This window comes from Allofournierella sp., from assembly GCF_017889395.1.
Taxonomy (GTDB): Bacteria; Bacillota; Clostridia; order Oscillospirales; family Ruminococcaceae; genus Allofournierella.
The window spans coordinates 1-17,793 of record NZ_JAGHKE010000044.1; the positions used below are offsets into that span (position 1 = coordinate 1).

Consider the following 17,793-nt stretch of genomic DNA (forward strand, 5'->3'; position numbering starts at 1 on the left):
GCTTCGATATTGTTCAATTTTCAAGGTCCTGTGCCGCTCTCCCTCGCGGGACAGCTTGTTTATTATATCTCATCAAGTTCTCGTTGTCAAGCACTTTTTGAAATATTTTTTTATTAGCTTTTCAGCGGCTCGCTGTCTCTCGCGACAGCTTGATTATAATACCACACCACCGACCACATGTCAACACCTTTTTTGAAATTTATTCCATGTTTTTTCTTCTTTATCGACCAGCCCATTCTTCCCTTATATATAAAGGAAAGGAACGGGGAAAACTCCCCGTTCCTTTCCTGCTTAAAGCCGCTCCGCCGGGGCAGTGTCATCCCTTCCCCATTCTGTTTTTCTCCGAACCGGCGCACTCTCCTTCATTCGCACAAACAAGGGCAGATACTCCACCGCCAGTACCGAGTTCTCCAGTCCATACCAGCGGGCCGGTGAACCAGCCACATGCCGGATGGCATACTTCACGGTCAGGATGCCCTGGTCGGAAGCAGGCAAGTCACTTTCCGGCACTACACGCTTGCGGATGATGCAGAACTTGAAGCCACCCACATTCCCCGGCTCCTCCACTGCATACCGTTGCTTTTGCAGCGGCACCTCTCCGCTTTCCATCAGCTCCTGTACGATCTGGCGCAGGTACACATTGATGCGCTGGTTCTCTTTAAAGCCCAGATTCAGCCTCACCCGGAATATATAGTCGGTACCGAAATTCTCCACCTCATACTCCCGCTTATAGGGCACATCCTCCACATGGATGCTCACAAACCAGTAGGCCTTTGCCCGCTTGGGTCCTTTCTCCAGAATGGAATACAGGATATCCCGTTCCACAAAATTGTGGTACCGGCTCTTGGTCAGATAAATCAGATTATCGGTAAAGCAGGGCACACTCTCATCTGCGCGCAGCTGCCCCAATACATCTTTATACGTATCCACATTCAGATAAATGGCCTGGGTATCCTCCACCTGGGTTCCCCGGTGCCAGATATACATGATGAACAGCAGCACCGCAGCCAGGGCTACAGCCACATAGCCGCCCTCCACGAACTTGGTCAGGCTGGAAAACAGGAACATCAGCTCCAGCCCGCCAAACAACACCAGGAAGCCCCAGGCAATGGGCCCTCTGTGCTTTTTGTCCCGCAGGAATACAAACAGCAGCATGGTGGTCATCAGCATGGTTACCGTGATGGCCAGGCCGTAGGCAGCCTCCATCCGCCGACTGGAGCGGAAATACAGCACCAGCAGGGAGCAGCCCACCCAGAGGCAGGTATTGACCAGGGGAATATACAGCTGGCCCATGGTGCGGGAAGGATAGATGATCTGCATATGGGGCATCAGGTCCAGCTTACAGGCCTCCGACACCATGGTAAACGCGCCGGTAATCAAAGCCTGGGAGGCGATGATCGCCGCCAGAGTACCCAGCAAAACCGCCAGCAGCCGCAGCTGTGGCGGAACCATTTCAAAGAACGGGTTCATATCCTGCATCCGGCCCAGCTCTGCATCCTGCCGGTGCGCGATGAGCCATGCACCCTGCCCCAGATAATTCAGAATCAGGCATATTTTCACCAGCGGCCAGCTGATGTAGATATTCCCCTTGCCCACATGGCCCATATCGGAATACAGCGCCTCAGCGCCGGTGGTGGCAAGGAACACACTGCCCAGAATGAAAAAGCCCATCTTGTTATAAGGGCTCACCAACATCCGCAATGCCAGCATGGGGTTCAGCGCCTGCAGCACCGTCCAATCCCCTGCCATGTGGTAAAGACCCATTCCGGCCAAAAACAAAAACCAGATCGTCATGATGGGGCCGAAGGCTTTACCGATGGAGCTGGTTCCTGCACGCTGAATCAGAAAAAGCACCGCCAGGATCACCAGGGTGATCTGGATAATCCTTCCCTGGCCCGGCCCCAACAACAGCTCCAGCGCCGGAATGCTCCGAAGACCCTCTATTGCCGTGGTCACTGTAACCGCCGGAGTAAGCACGCCGTCAGCCAGAAGAGCAGCACCGCCCACCATGGCCAGCGCAACCAGATGCTTGCTGCTCCGCCGCACAATGCTGTAAAGAGAAAAGATGCCGCCCTCGCCGTGGTTGTCCGCCTGCATGGCCACCAGAACATATTTCACGGTGGTGAGCAGAGTCAGCGTCCAGATCACCAGCGAAAGGGAGCCCAGAATCAGCTGCGGGTCCACACTGCTCAGGCCACCGTTTCCCGCCACAATGGATTTCATCACATACATGGGCGACGTGCCGATATCACCGTACACCACACCAATGGCCACCAGTGCCGCTGCCGGACTGATTGGGATCGCCGGTCGTTTTTCTGCTGCCGTCATATCGTTTTTCATTCTCCTCTGTTATAATGCTGTTGACCCCGGCCGAAAGGATTCGGCCGGGGTACTTATCATGTTTGTTCTTTCTATTTACTCGCTTTTTCCTGTCTTGTCAACAGGTTTTTCAATGCCGCATCGAAAAGCATTACTTTTCTGCATTTTAAAACAAATCCGTTACTCCTTCGGGAAACGGGCGTTAAACCGGTCCAGTGCCAGCGCCAGCACGATTCCCACCGCAAGACAAATCAGATCAGCGGTCAGCGCCTTGGGCGAGGTGACCATATCCTTAAAGGGAATGATCACCAGCGTAGCTGCTATTACCACACCCACAATGGCATGGAACGCCACCGAGTAGTGTCGTTCAAACAGCCGGTCCACTGCCTTCGCCAGCAGCACTACCGTAATTACCGCACCGGCGATTCCCGGCACCAAGACTGTGGGCCGGAGCCGCCCCAGGCCCTCCACAAAGGGCGTATAAAGCCCCAGCGGCATCAGCAGGGTGGAAAAACTCATTCCCGGTGCAATAACGCTCAGCGCCAGGCAGAAGCCACAGAACAGGTACCAAAGCACTGAAGGAGTCACCTGAATCGAAAACACCTCCAGTGCCACCAGCAGGCCCAACACCAGGGCAAATGCTCCGCCCAAGGCAGCCCAGGAGGCCTTGTTCCTTCCCTGCTCGCCTGCCTGCTTCATCAGCGAAGGCAGCATTCCGCCGATCAGGCCCACGAACAGGCAGACCGACTGATTGGGATATCGATCCAAAAAGAAGGCCAGCAAATTGGCCACCCCCAGAAATCCCACACCCATGCCCACAATCACCGGGGCAAGTTTGGGCAGATGGGTCTTATAATTTTTCCTGGGGTCAGAAAGCAGCTCCATCACCGGCCGGTAGATCCCGAAGATCACACAGAGCACACCGCCGGAAATTCCGGGCAGCACTGCGCCCAACCCAATGAGCGCCCCCTGCAGCATACGCAGCAGTGCCATGGCAGGCGACATTTTCGACTGTTTTTCCATACAGTTATTCTCCTTGTTTTCCCATAAACAAACTGCACTTTTCTTCAACTCAACATTGTAAGAAAAAAACCGGACCTGTAAAACAGATCCGGGCTTCTGGTGACCCATCCGGGAATCGAACCCGGGTTACCGCCGTGAAAGGGCGATGTCTTGACCGCTTGACCAATGGGCCTTATAAAAATACAAAGTTTAGCTAAAACAGCAAGCATACTTCATCACCCACTATTGCGGGTAACCCCCAAGTATTCTAGATAAACCTTGTATTTGATGGTAGCGGTAACTGGATTCGAACCGGTGACACTTCGGGTATGAACCGAATGCTCTAGCCAACTGAGCTATACCGCCATATTCAATTGCGCCGTATGTAGGGTGCTTTTATATTATATTAAACAGCGATTGACTTGTCAACAGTTTTTTCATCTTTTTTTCAAAAAAAATATGCCATTTTTTACCATTATCAAAAAGAGCCTCCGGAAGCTTCCGGAGGCTCTTCTCTGTTCAGGAATTACTTGCCGCGAGTGGGAACCAGCAGCTCCTTGCCGCCCATGTAGGGGCGCAGGACCTCGGGGATCTTCACGGTGCCGTCCGCCTGCAGGTTGTTCTCCAGGAAGGCGATCAGCATGCGCGGAGGTGCCACACAGGTGTTGTTCAGGGTGTGAGGCAGGTAGTTGCGGCCGTCTTCGCCCTTCACGCGAATCTTCAGGCGGCGGCTCTGGGCGTCACCCAGGTTGGAGCAGCTGCATACCTCAAAGTACTTCTTCTGACGGGGGCTCCATGCCTCGATGTCGCAGCTCTTGACCTTCAGGTCAGCCAAATCACCGGAGCAGCACTCCAGCTGACGCACAGGGATATCCAGGCTGCGGAACAGCTCCACGCTGTTGCGCCACATCTTATCGTACCACTCCATGCTCTCCTCGGGCTTGCAGACCACGATCATCTCCTGCTTCTCGAACTGATGGATGCGGTAAACGCCGCGCTCCTCCAGGCCGTGAGCGCCCTTCTCCTTACGGAAGCAGGGGCTGTAGCTGGTCAGGGTCTGGGGCAACTTGACCTCGGGAATCAGCTGATCCACAAAACGGCCGATCATGGTGTGCTCACTGGTACCGATCAGGTACAGGTCCTCACCCTCGATCTTGTACATCATGGCGTCCATCTCGGGGAAGCTCATAACACCCTGCACCACACTGCCGTGCATCATAAAGGGAGGAATCACGTAGGTGAAGCCCTTGTTGATCATAAAGTCGCGAGCATAGGCCAGCACTGCCTCGTGCAGGCGGGCAATGTCGCCCAGCAGGTAGTAGAAGCCGTTGCCGGCCACACGGCGGGCGCTGTCCAGATCGATGCCGTCGAAGCTCTCCATGATCTCGGTGTGGTAGGGAATCTCGAAGTCGGGTACCACAGGCTCACCGAAGCGCTCCACCTCCACGTTGTGGCTGTCATCCGGACCGATGGGCACACTGGGATCGATCATGTTGGGGATGACCAGCATGATGTTACGGATCTTCTCCTCCAGCTCGGTCTCCTTGGCTTCCAGCTCCTTCAGACGGTCCGCCTGAGCAGCCACCTGAGCCTTCACGGTCTCGGCCTCCTCAAACTTCTTCTGGCCCATCAGCGCGCCGATCTGCTTGGAGAGCTTGTTGCGCTCGCTGCGCAGATTGTTCGCCTCGGTTACAGTGTTGCGGTTCTCGGTATCCAGAGCGATGACCTCATCCACCAGAGGCAGCTTGGAATCCTGGAATTTCTTTTTGATGTTTTCCTTGACCAGCTCCGGGTTTTCCCGTACAAAACGCAAGTCCAGCATAAGTTTCTATCCCCTTTTTCAGATTGTTTCCTTTTGATAACCGCCCAGCAGGTTAGCAAAGGCGGTGAGTTGCTCGTCCGAGTAAAAATGAATGGTCAGGCTGCCCCGCCCGTTCTTGTAGGCCACCTTGACCTCGCTGCCCAGCACCTCGCGGAGGGCCAGCTCCACCTCATCCGGCAGAGCGGGACGCACCGGCTGGCTGACCGGAGGCTTTTCCGGCTTGGACAGCTTTTTGCAAAGCGCCTCGGTCTGGCGCACGTTCAGGTCGTTTTCCACCACCATCTGCGCCGCCTGCTCCTGCAGCTCTTCGCTTTCCAGCCCCAGGATCACCTTGGCATGGCCGGTGGTCAGATGACCGGTCTGCAGCCATTCCAGCGCCCGCTGAGGCAGATTCAGCAGCCGAAGACTGTTGGCCACCGAGCTGCGGCTTTTGCCCAGCCGCTTGGCGGCCTGCTCCTGAGTCAGCCCGCAGCGCTCCATCAGCTGCTTGTAGCCAAAGGCCTCCTCCACCGGGTCCAGATCTTCACGCTGCAGGTTTTCAATGAGCGCCATCTCCATGGCTTCGCTCTCGGTCACATCCTTGATGATCACCGGGATCTCGGAAAGACCTGCCATCCGGGCAGCCCTCCAGCGGCGCTCGCCCGCAATGATCTTATAGCCACCGCTGTTGCAGGGGCGTACTGTAATGGGCTGCAGCACACCGTGCTCGGTAATGCTGGCTGCCAGTTCTGACAAGGGCTCTTCGGAAAAGTCCTTGCGGGGCTGCTCCTTATCCGGTTCAATGTCCCGCAGAGGGAGGGTGCTCACCTCCCGGCCCACATCCCGGGCCGTTTCCTCAAACAGACTCTCCAGCCCGCGGCCAAGGCCGCCTTTCTTTTGTGCCATTTGCCGCCCTCCTTTTTTAACGATTGTTGCTCAGCAATTCCTTCGCCATGGCCCGATAGGCTTCGCAGCCTTTGCTGGCCGGGTCGTAGTAATTGATGGGCTGCCCGTAGCTGGGCGCCTCGGAAAGGCGCACATTCCGGGGCACAGTGGTCTTGTAGACCTTGTCACCGAAGAATTTCTTCACCTGATCCACCACCTGCAGGGTCAGATTCAGCCGCCCCGCATACATGGTGAACACTACGCCCTCAATCTCCAGATAACGGTTGTACATCTTCCGAACCGTTTTCAGGGTGCTCATCAGCTCGGAAAGACCCTCCAGCGCGTAGTATTCACACTGAATGGGAATGAGCACCGAATCGCTGGCGCACAGACCATTCAGGGTCAACAGGTCCAGGCTGGGCGGGCAGTCGATAAAGATATAGTCGTAATTTCCCGCCACCGAAGCCAGCGCCTGGCGCAGACGGCTCTCCCGCCGCTCCAGATTTACCAGCTCGATCACCGCGCCGGACAGCTGAATGTTGGACGGGATCACATCCACCATAAACTCGGTGGGCACAATGGCCTGCTGGGCCTGGGCCTCGCCGATGATCAGGTCGTACACGCTGGTTTCCACGCTCCGCTTGGAAATTCCGTATCCGCTGGTGGTGTTGCCCTGGGGGTCCAGGTCCACGATCAGCACCCGTTTTCCCTCTGCCGCCACACAGGACGCCAGGTTCACCGCGGTGGTGCTTTTGCCCACGCCGCCTTTCTGGTTTGCAACTGCGATTACTTTTCCCACCGCTCGTGCCTCCAATTCATCAGATCTGCATCCGCGAAACGGCTGTTCGCGGCAGGCATCGGTGTTATTATAGCATAGATTTCCGTGTGTTTACACCCATATCACTGGATTTTCCTCGGATTTCATTCTTTTCTCCGGTTTTCAGCACAAAAAATGTTCCACGTGGAACATTTTGAAAGAATTCTTCCGGTTGTTCCCCACAAACAGAAAGAGGAATGTTCCACGTGGAACACTCCTCTTTCTGCCCCTATGATCCCTTTTTCCATATCTCTGAACCAAAATCTAAGAACGATATGAAAAGCAATCACTTTTTAATTGTTCCACGTGGAACAATTCAGCCAATGCGGCGGGCCTGCTGGTCCGGCTCAGTGGGGATACGAACCGTATACTCCACAAAGCCATCCCCCTCCACCCGCCGGGTGGAAGCCTTCACGCCCGCATCCACCATCAGGCGCACCGCCTTGTTGATGGTGTTCACAAAGATCCGCACATCCCGCACCATAGGAACGATTTTCTTCCTTGGTGTCCGCTGCACCAGCCGCTGCACATACTCATCCGCCTGGCGGGCGTTCATTCCCTGCTTGGCAAAGGCCTCCAAGGCCGCAAACCGCTGAGCCTCCTCCAGCCGAAGCACCGCCCGGGCATGCCGCTCGGTCAGGTGGTTCTCCCGACAGAAGGTCTGCTCCTGATCGCTGAGCTGAAGCAGTCGCAGCTTATTGTTCAGGGTGGGCTGCGCCATCCCCAGCCGCTTGGCCGCCTCCTCCTGGGTACAGCCCCACAGCGCGATCACATCCTGAATCCCCCTGGCCTGTTCAAAGGGGTCCAGATCCTGGCGCTGCATATTTTCCAAAAGGCCCAGTGCCGCGGTGGCCTGGTCCTGATAATCACACAGAATGGCCGGGATCTCCTTCAGCTGAGCCAGCTTGCAGGCCCGAAGCCTTCTCTCCCCTGCCACCAGCTGATACCGCTCGCCGCAGCGGCGGACCGAAACCGGCTGCAGCAGGCCATTCTCCAGAATGCTCACCGCCAACTGCGCGATCTCCTTTTCATCAAAGTGTCTGCGTGCCTGATAGGGCGACGGGTCGATCAGCTCTGTGGGAATGGCAAATACTTTTCCCTTCACCTTGGCTTTGCGCGGCAGCATTCCGGTACCTCCTTTTTGTTGCGGAAAATTCTGCGGCCCTCAGCAGGCGGGAGCCTTGGGGCAGCACCCCGCCCAACAGCCCGGAAAACATCGCCGCCGCTTGCAAGGCGGCTTATGCCCTGTTGTATTTTATGTATTCCAAAAGCCGGGCCGCAGAAATGATCCCTTATCCTTCGGAAAACAAAAGCGCGCCGTGCGGCACCTCTTGCTTCCAGCAAAAGTATACCACAGGCGCGCTGTGTAATCCAGAAATTTCCATTTACAGGTTTCTCCGGATTTCTTCCCTTTTCTTCTTATTTCAGCGGGGATTTTGCGATTTTTCCGCCGTTTCTGGGGTAAGCGGTCGGAGTTTGCGATATTTTTTCGCACACCACCAGGCTGCGGGCATCGCCGCCGGGCAGCTGAAAGGACCGGGTCTCCCGGAACTTTCCGCCCAGCTTGGCAATGGCACCCTTGGCGCTGGCCAGCTCCTGCTCAGCGCCCGCGCCCTTCATGGCAATGAACACACCGCCCACCTTGGTCAGGGGCAGGCAGTATTCCGCCAGAATCTGCAATGCCGCCACTGCCCGGGCGCTCACCACATCGGCGGTCTCCCGCCACTGCTTGCGGGCCGCTTCCTCTGCTCGCTCCTTGGCGAACTCCACACCGGTCAGGCCCAGCTCAGCGCAAACGTATTTCAAAAACTCCACCCGCTTGCCGGTGGGCTCCATCAGGGTGAGCTCCAGCTCCGGCTTGTAGATTTTGGTCACAAGGCCGGGAAAACCCGCGCCGCAGCCCACATCGATCATTTTGCCTGCCACCTCCGGCTGGCTGGCAAAAAGCAGGCTGTCCAGAAAGTGCTTGTCCTCGATGCCCTCGGGATCGGTGATGGCCGTCAGATTCACCTTCTGATTGTACTCCACCAGCAGCCGGGCATAGTGGTCCAGCTGACCCAGCTGAACGCCGGTCAGCTCAATGCCCTGTCGGGCGCATTTTTCCTGCAAACGCTGTGTATCGATCATTCCTCCGCCTCCTTGCTCCGGGCTTCGTTGTTATTCATTCTGCGGGCACGGTTGGCCGCTTCCACTGCCACACTGAGCACCGCCATATCCGCCGGGCTTACACCGGGGATGCGGCCCGCCTGGGCCAAACTCACCGGCCGGATGCGCGCCAGCTTTTCCCGGGCCTCCAACCGCAGGCCGTTCAGCGGCGCGTAGTCAAAATCCTCCGGGATGGGGGTATTCTCCAGCCGCTTCACATCCTTGATGGTCCGCTGCTGCCGGGCAATGTAGCCCGCGTACTTGATCTCGGTGGTGATGCGGGCCGCCATCCGCCGGTCCACACCCTCGCCCCAGCCGATCACCTGAGCCAGAATGGCATAGTCCAGCTCGGGCCGGCGCAGCAGCTCCGCCGCCGGGCCGCCCTTTTCCACCGGGGTCATTCCCTTTTCCTCCAGCACCCGGTTCAGCTCTGCCCCCTTCACGCTGGTCTGTTCCAGACGCTTAGTCTCCCGAGCCTTCACCTCCATGGCCTGCTCAAAGGCCTGCCAGCGGGCATCGTCCACCAGGCCCGCCCCCCGGCCAATGGGGGTCAGCCGCTCGTCGGCGTTATCCTGCCGCAGGGTCAGCCGGTATTCGCTGCGGCTGGTCATCATCCGGTAGGGGTCCATGACGCCCTTGGTCACCAGATCATCCACCAGGGTGCCCAGGTAGGAGGAATGCCGGGGCAGGATCACCTGCTCCTTGCCCAGCACCGCCAGACCAGCGTTCATGCCCGCCAGCAGTCCCTGAGCCGCCGCCTCCTCATAGCCGGAGGTCCCGTTGAACTGGCCCGCGCCGTACAGGCCCTTCACCGCCCGGGTCTCCAGGGTCAGCTGAAGTGCGGTGGGGTCGATGCAGTCATACTCGATGGCATAGGCGGGCCGCAGGATCTCGATGTTCTCGAAGCCCTTGATGGTCCGGTACATAGCATTCTGCACATCCTCCGGCAGGCTGCTGCTCATTCCCTGCAGATACATCTCTTCGGTATCCAGCCCGCAGGGCTCCACAAAGATCTGATGCCGCTCCTTGTCCGAGAAGCGCACCACCTTATCCTCAATGCTGGGGCAGTATCGGGGGCCGACGCCCTCGATCATCCCCCCGTACAGGGGCGAGCGGTGCAGATTGTCCAGAATGATTCGATGGGTCTCCGGGTTGGTGTAGGCGATGTGGCAGTCCACCTGATTTTTGATGCCGCCCTCCGGGGTCAGAAAGCTGAAGGGCTCCGGTGGCTCCTCGCCGGGCTGAGGCTCCAGCACCGAGAAATCAATGCTCCGCCGGTGCACCCGGGCCGGAGTACCGGTTTTGAACCGACGCAGAGGCAGCCCTGCCTGACGCAGCCGCTCGCTCAGCAGATTGGCCGCCTGCTGACCGTCCGGGCCGCTCTCCACACTGGCGTCGCCCACAAAGATACGTCCACCCAGATTGGTACCGGTGCAGAGCACCACCGCCTGGGCCCCATAAAAGCCGTTCAACCGGGTATATACGCCGGTCACCCGGCCGTCCTCCAGAGCCAGATCCACGATCTCGCCCTGCTTAATGTCCAAGTTATCGGTCTTTTCCAGAAAATGCTTGGTGAAGTCATGGTACGCCCGCCGGTCGATCTGGGCCCGCAGGGAATGCACCGCGGGGCCTTTGCCCCGGTTGAGCATCCGGCTCTGCAGGGTAGTGGCGTCCGCCGCCAGGCCCATCACGCCGCCCAGCGCATCCACCTCCCGCACCAGATGGCCCTTGGCGGTGCCTCCGATGCTGGGGTTGCAGGGCATGTTGCCGATGCCGTCCAGGCTAAGGGTGAACAGGGCGGTCTTTGCACCCAGGGCCGCCGCCGCGTGGGCCGCCTCAATGCCCGCATGGCCCGCGCCCACCACGATCACCTGATAATCTCCCAAATGGTTCATGCTTTGTCGTTTCCTTCCTTTACTTGCCCACACAGAACTTGGAGAACACTTCCTCGATCACGCTCTCGCTGGCGTCCTCACCGGTCAGACGGCAGAGAGCCGCCAGAGCATCGTCCACGCAGACGCTCACCGCGTCCAGTCCGAAGCCGCCGTCCAGCGCCTGAATGCCCTCCTGCAGCGCATCCCGGGCAGAAACCGCTGCGGCCAGCTGCCGCTGGCTCACCAGACAGGGCGCACCGGGGTCCAGATTGGCCACCCCCAGCAGCTCCCGCACCGCCTGCTCCAGCTCCGGCATACCGCCGCCCTGGCCCGCCGCAATGCGCAGCACCCGGAAGAATTTGCCTTCCAGAATGCTCTCGTCGAAGCGCTGCTCCAAATCGTTTTTGTTCACCAGCGCGATGGCCGGCCGCCCGGCGCACAGCTGCGCCAGCTCCTTGTCCTCTTCTGTGGCGGGAGTGGAGCCGTCGAATACCGCCAGCACCAGCCCGGCCTCCTCCAGCTTGCGGCGGCTGCGGCGGATGCCCTCGGCCTCCACCACATCGCCGGTCTCCCGCAGGCCTGCGGTATCGAACAGATTTACCCGCACACCGCCCAGCATCACCGCCTGCTCCACCACATCCCGGGTGGTTCCGGCGATGGGGGTCACAATAGCCCGGTCGAATCCGGCCAGCAGATTCATCAGGGTGCTCTTGCCCACATTGGGGCTGCCTACGATGGCCGCATCCACCCCTTGGCGCAGCACCGCGCCGCCGCCGTAGCTGCCGATCAGCCCCCGCACACCGGCGCACACCTCATCCAGTGTGCCGCGCAGGGTATCCTCTTCCAGCTCAGGCACATCCTCCTCGGGAAAATCCACCCAGGCAGCCAGATGTCCGGCCAGCGCCACCAGCTGGCTTTTGTATCCCTCAATCTGCCGGGCCAGCGCACCGCTCAGGGCGCTCTCGGCCAGTGCCGCACCCTGCCGGCCTGCCGCGCCGATCAGATCCATCACCGCCTCGGCCTGGGTCAGACTCATCCGTCCGTTCAGGAAGGCCCGCTTGGTGTATTCACCCGGTCCGGCCGGGGCCGCGCCCGCCGCGATGCAGGCGGTGATCAACTCCTGTGCGATCACCATACCGCCATGGCAGCTCAGCTCCACCACGTCCTCGCCGGTATAGCTGCGGGGAGCCCGGAAGAAGAGGGCCACGCCCTCATCCAGCGTTTCGCCCCGGGCGATGAAATGACCAAACAGAGCGGTATAGCCTTTCGCCTCGCTCACCTTTTTGTTCGGATTGACCGGTTGGAACACCTGTTCGGTGATCCGGTAGCTTTCCGGGCCGGACAGCCGCACCACTGCGATACCGCCCGCACCGGGCGGCGTGGCCAGTGCCACGATGGTCGTTTCCATCTTCACTCCCCCATTCTCAAAACAGCATAGTTCATTTTATTGTAGCATACCGCCCCGGCCAGGGCAAGGCAGGCGGAAGGCAGAGCAAAGGCCGCCCGATTTCTTTTGGTTCCCGGGCGGCCTTCTGTATTATCCAATCAGTTGAATTTTAAAATATTTTTCCAATTGTTATTTTCTTTTGCTTCGCTGTATTCCATCACCACATCCCGCATAAACCGGCGGAAGCCCTGATAGACCTCTTCGCTGATGGGCTCCGGCCAGGTCATCACCACCAGCGGGTGGGGCACATCATCCTTTTTGTAGGGGATGTGCTGATAATCGTATGGATTTGCACAGAAGCCGTTCCGCTCATAAAAGCCCTTGCGGCGGATGGAAATCTCCTCCTCCGGCGGGTCGATCTCCAGCAGCACCGGCTGGCCCTTTTCCTTCAGGACAGTCAGCACCTTGGAGCCGTAGCCCTTGCCCCGGCCGCAGGGAAACACCGCAAAATGCTCCACATAAAAATAGCCGGGTGCCTGCCAGTACATCACAAAGCCCTGCCACTGGTCCCCCTCATAGATCAGATCCACATGGTAGCGCTCATCCTCCATGGCGCGTTTCTGATCGGGCAGGGTCCGGTTTTCGTAGTCGGGGAAGCTTGCCTCATACAGCTCCCACAACGCCTCAAATCGGGGGTCCTGCCAACCGGTCATTCGCTCCAAACGCATGATATCCTTCCTTTCCTGTCTGGAAACAGTTTTATACTCCTATCCTACCATGCCCCGCAAAAAAGCGCAACGGGGCCGCAAAGGCCCCTATATTGCGTAATATTCAGTAAAATAATACAAACAGTAAATAACTAAAGCAACAAAAACCGCGGCACACAGCCCCATCGGGAGGCTGCATGCCGCGGTACATGTTATGTATGCGCGTTTCTTACAGCTCGATCTTGCCGTACAGAGCAAAGCCCTCGGCGTCGTCGATCACCTGGGTGCGCTTGGGCGCCACAGGTGCCGCACCCTCGCTGCGCTGAGCACCGGCGAACTCACGGCCGGGAACGCTTGAGCGCCGCTCGCCCTTGAAGCCGCCGCTCTTGCGGTCACGACCACCGCGCTGACCGCGGCCGCCACGCTGACCACGGCCGCCGCTGCGGCTGCGATTCTGAGCGTTGGGATCGGTGGAGTAGATCACCACACGGCGATCCGCACCCTCACCCTTGGACTCGCTGCGCAGGCCCTCCATGGTGCTGATGGTGCTGTGGATGATGCGCCGCTCGTAGGGGTTCATGGGGTCCATGGCGTAGCTGCGGCCGGTCTTGGCCACCTTCGCGCCCATGCGGCGGGCCAGGGCCTCCAGGTCCTTCTCCCGCTTGCCGCGGTAGCCGGCCACATCCAAGCCAAGCTTCAGGTAGTCGCCGCCCAGGCGGTTCGCCGCCAGACCGGCCAGATAGGACAGGCTCTCCATGGTCTCGCCACGATGGCCGATCAGAACACCAACGTCCTCACCTTCCACCTTTACGATGTGGGCCTCGCCCTGCTTTTCCACGTGCATCTCCACGTCGCCGGCACCCATCAGGGTAAAGATCTCCTTCAGGTAAGCCACGGCGGCGGCCAGCTTCTCGTTGCTGTCCACGTCCACCTGCACGGAAGTCTCCTCCTGCTGGGGCGCGGTCTCCTGCTTCTCCTCTGCCACGGCGGCGGGTTCCTCAGCGGCGGGCTGAACCTCAACCTCCTTCTCCTCGGGCTGGGCCGCAGCCACAGGCTCGGCCGGAACCTCCACCTCGGGCTCCTGCGCAGTGGCGCGCACCTTGGCGGGGATCTTCTTGAACAGACGGTGCACCGGCATCTCCAGGATCTCGATGCTTACTTCTTCACGGGGAAGACCCAGCTGGGCGCAGGCGGCCTCGGTGGCCTCCTCCACGGTCTTTCCGGTAACGATCACTTCACGCATGACTCATTCCTCCTTGTTCAGCTGGCTCAGGGGTACGGTCCGCTCGTCCTTGTACTTCTCCTCATCCTGCTTGCGGGCCATTTCCAGGCGCAACCGGTTCAGTTCTGCCTCGTTCACGGAACGGGTAATCTCTTTGCCGTTCTCCACCACGGTCACCTGCTTTTTCGCCTTGCGCTCCCGCTTCTTGGCCTCGATCTCGGCGGCGATCTCCACCTTCAGCTTCTCGGGGTCATACATCTTGCGCAGAATTACGCTCTGGACAAACATGAACAGGTTAGACACAGTGTAATACAGAGAGAAGCCCACGGGCACCTGGAAGGCGAACCAGACGAACATCAGGCTGGTGATCCAGGGCACCCACTTCATGCTGCCCTGCATCTGCTGACCGCTCATCTTCATGGTGATCACGTTCAGCATGGCCATGGTAACGATGCTCAGCAGGGGGAAGATCAGCAGAGCGTTCAGGGCAAAGCCGGGCTTATCCATCAGGTTGATGCCCAGGAAATTCACATTGAAGTTCTGCATGGCCTCGATCTGCTCGGCGGTGAAGATACTGCCGAAAACAGTGGGGTCCAGCTGGACCTGCTTGATGATCTCGCTCTGGGCCATGTAGTTGTTGGCAGCCATACCCAGCTGGCTGGCTGCGGCGTTCAGCGCCTCAGCGGGCAGATGCATGATGTACTTCAGCGGGCGGTACACCACCTCGATGATGCCGAAGATCACCAGGAAGTTGATCAGCATGGGTGCGCAGCCGGCGGCGGGGTTATAGCCGTACTCCTGCTGCATGCGCATCAGCTCTTCGTTCTGCTTTTCCTTATCATTGGCGTACTTTTTCTGGATCTCCTGGATCATCGGCTGGTACGCAGCCATGCGGGCGGTGCTCTTCTGCTGCTTGATCTGCAGCGGGAAGGACAGCAGTCGCACGATGACTGTGAACAGGATGATGGACCAGCCGTAGTTGCCCACAAACTGGTAGATCCACTGCAGCACATAGCCGAGGGGCGTACCGAGAATGCCTAAAATTCCCATAATTCTTGTTTCCTATCCGCCCCGTTTGCGCGCCAGGGCTTTTGTAGATTTTATCGTGGGACACATCCCCGGCGCAAAACGGGGCGCGTCACAAGGGGCGATGGGTAAGGCTCGTCCGCATTCAGCGGACCAGGCGGCGGTCGTCGTTTTTCCAGCGTCCTTTGGGCGGAACCGGATCGTAACCGCTCTTGCACAATGGGTTACAGCGCAGAATGCGCCACACCGACAGGATGCTTCCCTTCACCGCGCCATGGGTGAGCAGTGCCTCCATGGCGTACTCGCTGCAGGTGGGAAGGAAGCGGCAGTTTATGCCCAGATGGGGCGAGAGGTATTTCTTGTACCACTTTATGGGTAGCACTAAAACGCGGGCGATCATCTGACCAGGCCCGCGTTTTTCAGCAGTTGTTCGGCAGCCTTTTTCACCTCGCCGCTTTTGCAGCGGGTGGTCTGGCCCCGCGCCACGAATACCAGGTCCAGCCCGCCCACATCATAGGGCAGCGTCTGGTACAAAGCGGCACGGATGACCCGCCGCGCCCGGTTGCGGTGCACGGCGTTGCCGATTTTTTTGGTTGCGGTAATGCCCACCCGGGTGTGGCCCAGGCGGTTTTTCATCACATACAACACCAGTTTTGGATGCACAAAGGCTTTTCCCCTGGCATAGGCCCGGGAAAACTCCTTGTTGCGGGTGATCGGCCGGTAGCGCATGGATCTTCCCCCGTATGGAAAAACAAGGCCACTAACAACTCAGTGGCCTTGCAAGCTTGCCCGCTCAAAAAGCGGGGCTTTGTTTTACACTTAGGCAGACAGCTTGGCGCGGCCCTTGGCACGACGGGCGGCAATCACCTTACGGCCGTTCTTAGTGGACATTCTCTTCAGAAAGCCGTGCACACCACTGCGCTGACGCTTCTTGGGCTGAAAAGTTCTTTTCATGACGATATCCTCCAAAAGGCCCCGCAATGGGGCAGATTTTATTGATTTTCTCTATGCAGGTACACAGATAGCCTTGCATCATAAAAGTATAGCGGATGTTTTCCGCCTTTGTCAACACTTTCCGCAAAGTTTTTTGCTTTACAGCTCGTTTTGGCCTGTTTTGCCCTGTGAACACCAATGCATCGGGCCTTTGTGCCCCCTTTGCCCGTTCTCGAAAAAACGTTTTTAGACCCCTTACAGCGGCCCCTATAGCTATAGTATAATAAATAACATTGTAAAGGTCTTTTTTTTGTGATATAATCAATCAGATACTAATTTTCAACAATGGAGCGTTTTTGCCTATGGATTCCTTTAACGACGTTTTAAGCGCAGCGAAGGCCTATTGCAAGGAGCGCCTGGTGGACGCCACCTACAACCTGTACATCGACGGGCTGGAGGCGGTGAGCTTCGAGGGCAGCGGCAAGGTCGTGCTGGCTGTGCGCAATGATTTCATCTGCACCATCGTGCGGGACCGCTATACTCCTCTGCTGAAAGAAGCTCTGGCCGCGGTGCTGGGCTTCGATGTGGAGGTGGAGCTTGTCGTGCCCGCAGCCGCACCGGAAAAGCCCGCCCCGGAACCGGAAAAGCCTGCTCCGGTCAGCGCTCCCAGCGGCAAATACGACTTCACCTTCGAGAACTTCATCAAGGGTCCCTCCAACCAGTTCGCCTATGCAGCGGCGCAGGCGGTTGCCTCCAACCCCTCCGGGGCCTACAACCCGCTGTTCATCTACGGCCAGTCCGGCCTCGGTAAAACGCACCTGCTCAACGCCATTCAGGTGGAGATCAAGAAAAACCACCCGGACTTTAATATTGTGTATGTGGACTGCGAGAAGTTCACCAACGAGATCATCACCGCCATCCGGGAGGGCAACACCGAGAGCTTCCGCCAGAAATACCGTGCGGCGGATGTGCTGCTGGTGGACGACATCCAGTTCATCGCCGGCAAGGAGAGCACTCAGGAGGAGTTCTTCCATACCTTTAATACTCTGCACAACGCGGGCAAGCAGATCGTGCTGGCCAGCGACCGCCCTGCCAAGGAGATCAAAAGCCTGGAGGAACGGCTGCGCACCCGGTTCGAGTGGGGCCTCACCGCGGACATCCAGCCGCCGGACTTCGAGACCCGAGTGGCCATCATCCGCCGCAAGGCTGAGCTGTTCAATCTGGACATGCCGGATGACGTGGCCGAGTTCATCGCAAACCATCTGAAAAACAACATCCGCCAGCTGGAAGGCGCCGTGAAAAAGCTGAACGCCTACTATATGCTGGAGGGCATCCAGCCGGTGATCGGCGTGGCCCAGAATGCCATCAAGGATATTCTGAACGAGACCCAGCCGGTTCCGGTCACCATTGAAAAGATCATCGGCGAGGTGGGCCGCACCTACAACGTGACCCCCGCGGAGATCCGCGGCATGCGCCGCACCGCCAACATCTCCTCTGCCCGGCAGACCGCCATCTACGTGGTGCGCGAGATCACCGGCATGAGCATGGAAGACATCGGCAAGGAGTTCGGCGGCCGGGATCACTCCACCATTGTGTACTCCCTGAAATCCATGGAGAACAATCTGAACAACGACCGCCACCTGAAGGAAACGGTGGAGGACATCATCAAAAACGT

General features: G+C 58.4%; 16 protein-coding genes and 2 tRNA genes. 1 reads left to right on the forward strand and 17 read right to left on the reverse strand.

The features are described from left to right. Positions 1-291: 291 nt before the first annotated feature. The 17 genes from J7G73_RS07055 to rpmH all read right to left on the reverse strand — a co-directional run bounded on the left by J7G73_RS07055 (position 292) and on the right by rpmH (position 16,139). Positions 292-2,328: a KUP/HAK/KT family potassium transporter gene (locus J7G73_RS07055; RefSeq protein ID WP_291245737.1), complete on the reverse strand. Its 2,037-nt coding sequence runs from the start codon at positions 2,326-2,328 to the stop codon at positions 292-294. 171 nt (positions 2,329-2,499) lie between these two features. Further along, positions 2,500-3,342: a DUF368 domain-containing protein gene (locus J7G73_RS07060; RefSeq protein WP_291245738.1), complete on the reverse strand. Its 843-nt coding sequence runs from the start codon at positions 3,340-3,342 to the stop codon at positions 2,500-2,502. A gap of 97 nt (positions 3,343-3,439) precedes the next feature. Beyond that, positions 3,440-3,514, reverse strand: a tRNA-Glu gene (locus J7G73_RS07065). Positions 3,515-3,610: 96 nt separating this feature from the next. Next, a tRNA-Met gene (locus J7G73_RS07070) sits at positions 3,611-3,687 on the reverse strand. Positions 3,688-3,847: 160 nt separating this feature from the next. Next, positions 3,848-5,143, reverse strand: a complete 1,296-nt coding sequence (serS, locus tag J7G73_RS07075) for a serine--tRNA ligase (protein WP_291245739.1) — start codon at positions 5,141-5,143, stop codon at positions 3,848-3,850. Positions 5,144-5,161: 18 nt separating this feature from the next. Further along, positions 5,162-6,028: a ParB/RepB/Spo0J family partition protein gene (locus J7G73_RS07080; RefSeq protein ID WP_291245740.1), complete on the reverse strand. Its 867-nt coding sequence runs from the start codon at positions 6,026-6,028 to the stop codon at positions 5,162-5,164. Between the two features lie 16 nt (positions 6,029-6,044). Beyond that, on the reverse strand, positions 6,045-6,806 hold the full coding sequence (locus J7G73_RS07085) for a ParA family protein (RefSeq protein WP_087296317.1): 762 nt from the start codon (positions 6,804-6,806) through the stop codon (positions 6,045-6,047). Positions 6,807-7,140: 334 nt separating this feature from the next. Beyond that, positions 7,141-7,950 carry a ParB/RepB/Spo0J family partition protein gene (locus J7G73_RS07090; protein ID WP_291245741.1) on the reverse strand — a complete coding sequence of 270 codons (810 nt, stop codon included), beginning with the start codon at positions 7,948-7,950 and terminating at the stop codon, positions 7,141-7,143. A 293-nt stretch (positions 7,951-8,243) separates the two neighbouring features. Further along, positions 8,244-8,951 carry a 16S rRNA (guanine(527)-N(7))-methyltransferase RsmG gene (gene rsmG, locus J7G73_RS07095; protein WP_291245742.1) on the reverse strand — a complete coding sequence of 236 codons (708 nt, stop codon included), beginning with the start codon at positions 8,949-8,951 and terminating at the stop codon, positions 8,244-8,246. Continuing rightward, positions 8,948-10,864 (reverse strand): tRNA uridine-5-carboxymethylaminomethyl(34) synthesis enzyme MnmG, encoded by a 1,917-nt coding sequence (mnmG, locus tag J7G73_RS07100; RefSeq protein ID WP_291245743.1) that lies wholly within the window; start codon positions 10,862-10,864, stop codon positions 8,948-8,950. The genes rsmG and mnmG overlap by 4 nt, the downstream gene beginning before the upstream one ends. A gap of 19 nt (positions 10,865-10,883) precedes the next feature. Beyond that, entirely contained in the window at positions 10,884-12,251 is a 1,368-nt protein-coding gene (gene mnmE / locus J7G73_RS07105) for a tRNA uridine-5-carboxymethylaminomethyl(34) synthesis GTPase MnmE (protein WP_087296321.1), read from the reverse strand. A 137-nt stretch (positions 12,252-12,388) separates the two neighbouring features. Further along, positions 12,389-12,958, reverse strand: coding sequence for a GNAT family N-acetyltransferase (locus J7G73_RS07110; protein WP_291245744.1), 570 nt, complete (start codon positions 12,956-12,958; stop codon positions 12,389-12,391). A gap of 208 nt (positions 12,959-13,166) precedes the next feature. Next, positions 13,167-14,180: an RNA-binding cell elongation regulator Jag/EloR gene (gene jag / locus J7G73_RS07115; protein ID WP_291245745.1), complete on the reverse strand. Its 1,014-nt coding sequence runs from the start codon at positions 14,178-14,180 to the stop codon at positions 13,167-13,169. A 3-nt stretch (positions 14,181-14,183) separates the two neighbouring features. Beyond that, positions 14,184-15,209 carry a YidC/Oxa1 family membrane protein insertase gene (locus J7G73_RS07120; protein ID WP_291245746.1) on the reverse strand — a complete coding sequence of 342 codons (1,026 nt, stop codon included), beginning with the start codon at positions 15,207-15,209 and terminating at the stop codon, positions 14,184-14,186. 121 nt (positions 15,210-15,330) lie between these two features. Further along, entirely contained in the window at positions 15,331-15,582 is a 252-nt protein-coding gene (gene yidD, locus J7G73_RS07125; RefSeq protein ID WP_367113961.1) for a membrane protein insertion efficiency factor YidD, read from the reverse strand. Beyond that, positions 15,582-15,914, reverse strand: a complete 333-nt coding sequence (gene rnpA, locus J7G73_RS07130) for a ribonuclease P protein component (protein WP_087296326.1) — start codon at positions 15,912-15,914, stop codon at positions 15,582-15,584. Before rnpA ends, yidD begins: the two co-directional genes overlap by 1 nt. Positions 15,915-16,004: 90 nt before the next feature. Further along, entirely contained in the window at positions 16,005-16,139 is a 135-nt protein-coding gene (gene rpmH, locus J7G73_RS07135) for a 50S ribosomal protein L34 (protein WP_087296327.1), read from the reverse strand. A 341-nt stretch (positions 16,140-16,480) separates the two neighbouring features. On the opposite strand from rpmH, the gene dnaA reads away from it, so the two are divergent. After that, the coding region (gene dnaA / locus J7G73_RS07140) for a chromosomal replication initiator protein DnaA (protein ID WP_291245748.1) at positions 16,481-17,793 on the forward strand (1,313 nt) is incomplete at its 3' end.

Excerpts from the sequence above, each read along its gene's own strand:
- J7G73_RS07080 (WP_291245740.1), bottom strand. The coding sequence starts at position 6,028 with ATGGCACAAAAGAAAGGCGGCCTTGGCCGCGGGCTGGAGAGTCTGTTT.
- rpmH (WP_087296327.1), bottom strand. The coding sequence starts at position 16,139 with ATGAAAAGAACTTTTCAGCCCAAGAAGCGTCAGCGCAGTGGTGTGCAC.
- rnpA (WP_087296326.1), bottom strand. The coding sequence starts at position 15,914 with ATGCGCTACCGGCCGATCACCCGCAACAAGGAGTTTTCCCGGGCCTAT.
- J7G73_RS07060 (WP_291245738.1), bottom strand. The coding sequence starts at position 3,342 with ATGGAAAAACAGTCGAAAATGTCGCCTGCCATGGCACTGCTGCGTATG.
- J7G73_RS07110 (WP_291245744.1), bottom strand. The coding sequence starts at position 12,958 with ATGCGTTTGGAGCGAATGACCGGTTGGCAGGACCCCCGATTTGAGGCG.
- rsmG (WP_291245742.1), bottom strand. The coding sequence starts at position 8,951 with ATGATCGATACACAGCGTTTGCAGGAAAAATGCGCCCGACAGGGCATT.
- J7G73_RS07120 (WP_291245746.1), bottom strand. The coding sequence starts at position 15,209 with ATGGGAATTTTAGGCATTCTCGGTACGCCCCTCGGCTATGTGCTGCAG.
- serS (WP_291245739.1), bottom strand. The coding sequence starts at position 5,143 with ATGCTGGACTTGCGTTTTGTACGGGAAAACCCGGAGCTGGTCAAGGAA.
- mnmG (WP_291245743.1), bottom strand. The coding sequence starts at position 10,864 with ATGAACCATTTGGGAGATTATCAGGTGATCGTGGTGGGCGCGGGCCAT.
- mnmE (WP_087296321.1), bottom strand. The coding sequence starts at position 12,251 with ATGGAAACGACCATCGTGGCACTGGCCACGCCGCCCGGTGCGGGCGGT.
- J7G73_RS07055 (WP_291245737.1), bottom strand. The coding sequence starts at position 2,328 with ATGACGGCAGCAGAAAAACGACCGGCGATCCCAATCAGTCCGGCAGCG.
- J7G73_RS07090 (WP_291245741.1), bottom strand. The coding sequence starts at position 7,950 with ATGCTGCCGCGCAAAGCCAAGGTGAAGGGAAAAGTATTTGCCATTCCC.
- jag (WP_291245745.1), bottom strand. The coding sequence starts at position 14,180 with ATGCGTGAAGTGATCGTTACCGGAAAGACCGTGGAGGAGGCCACCGAG.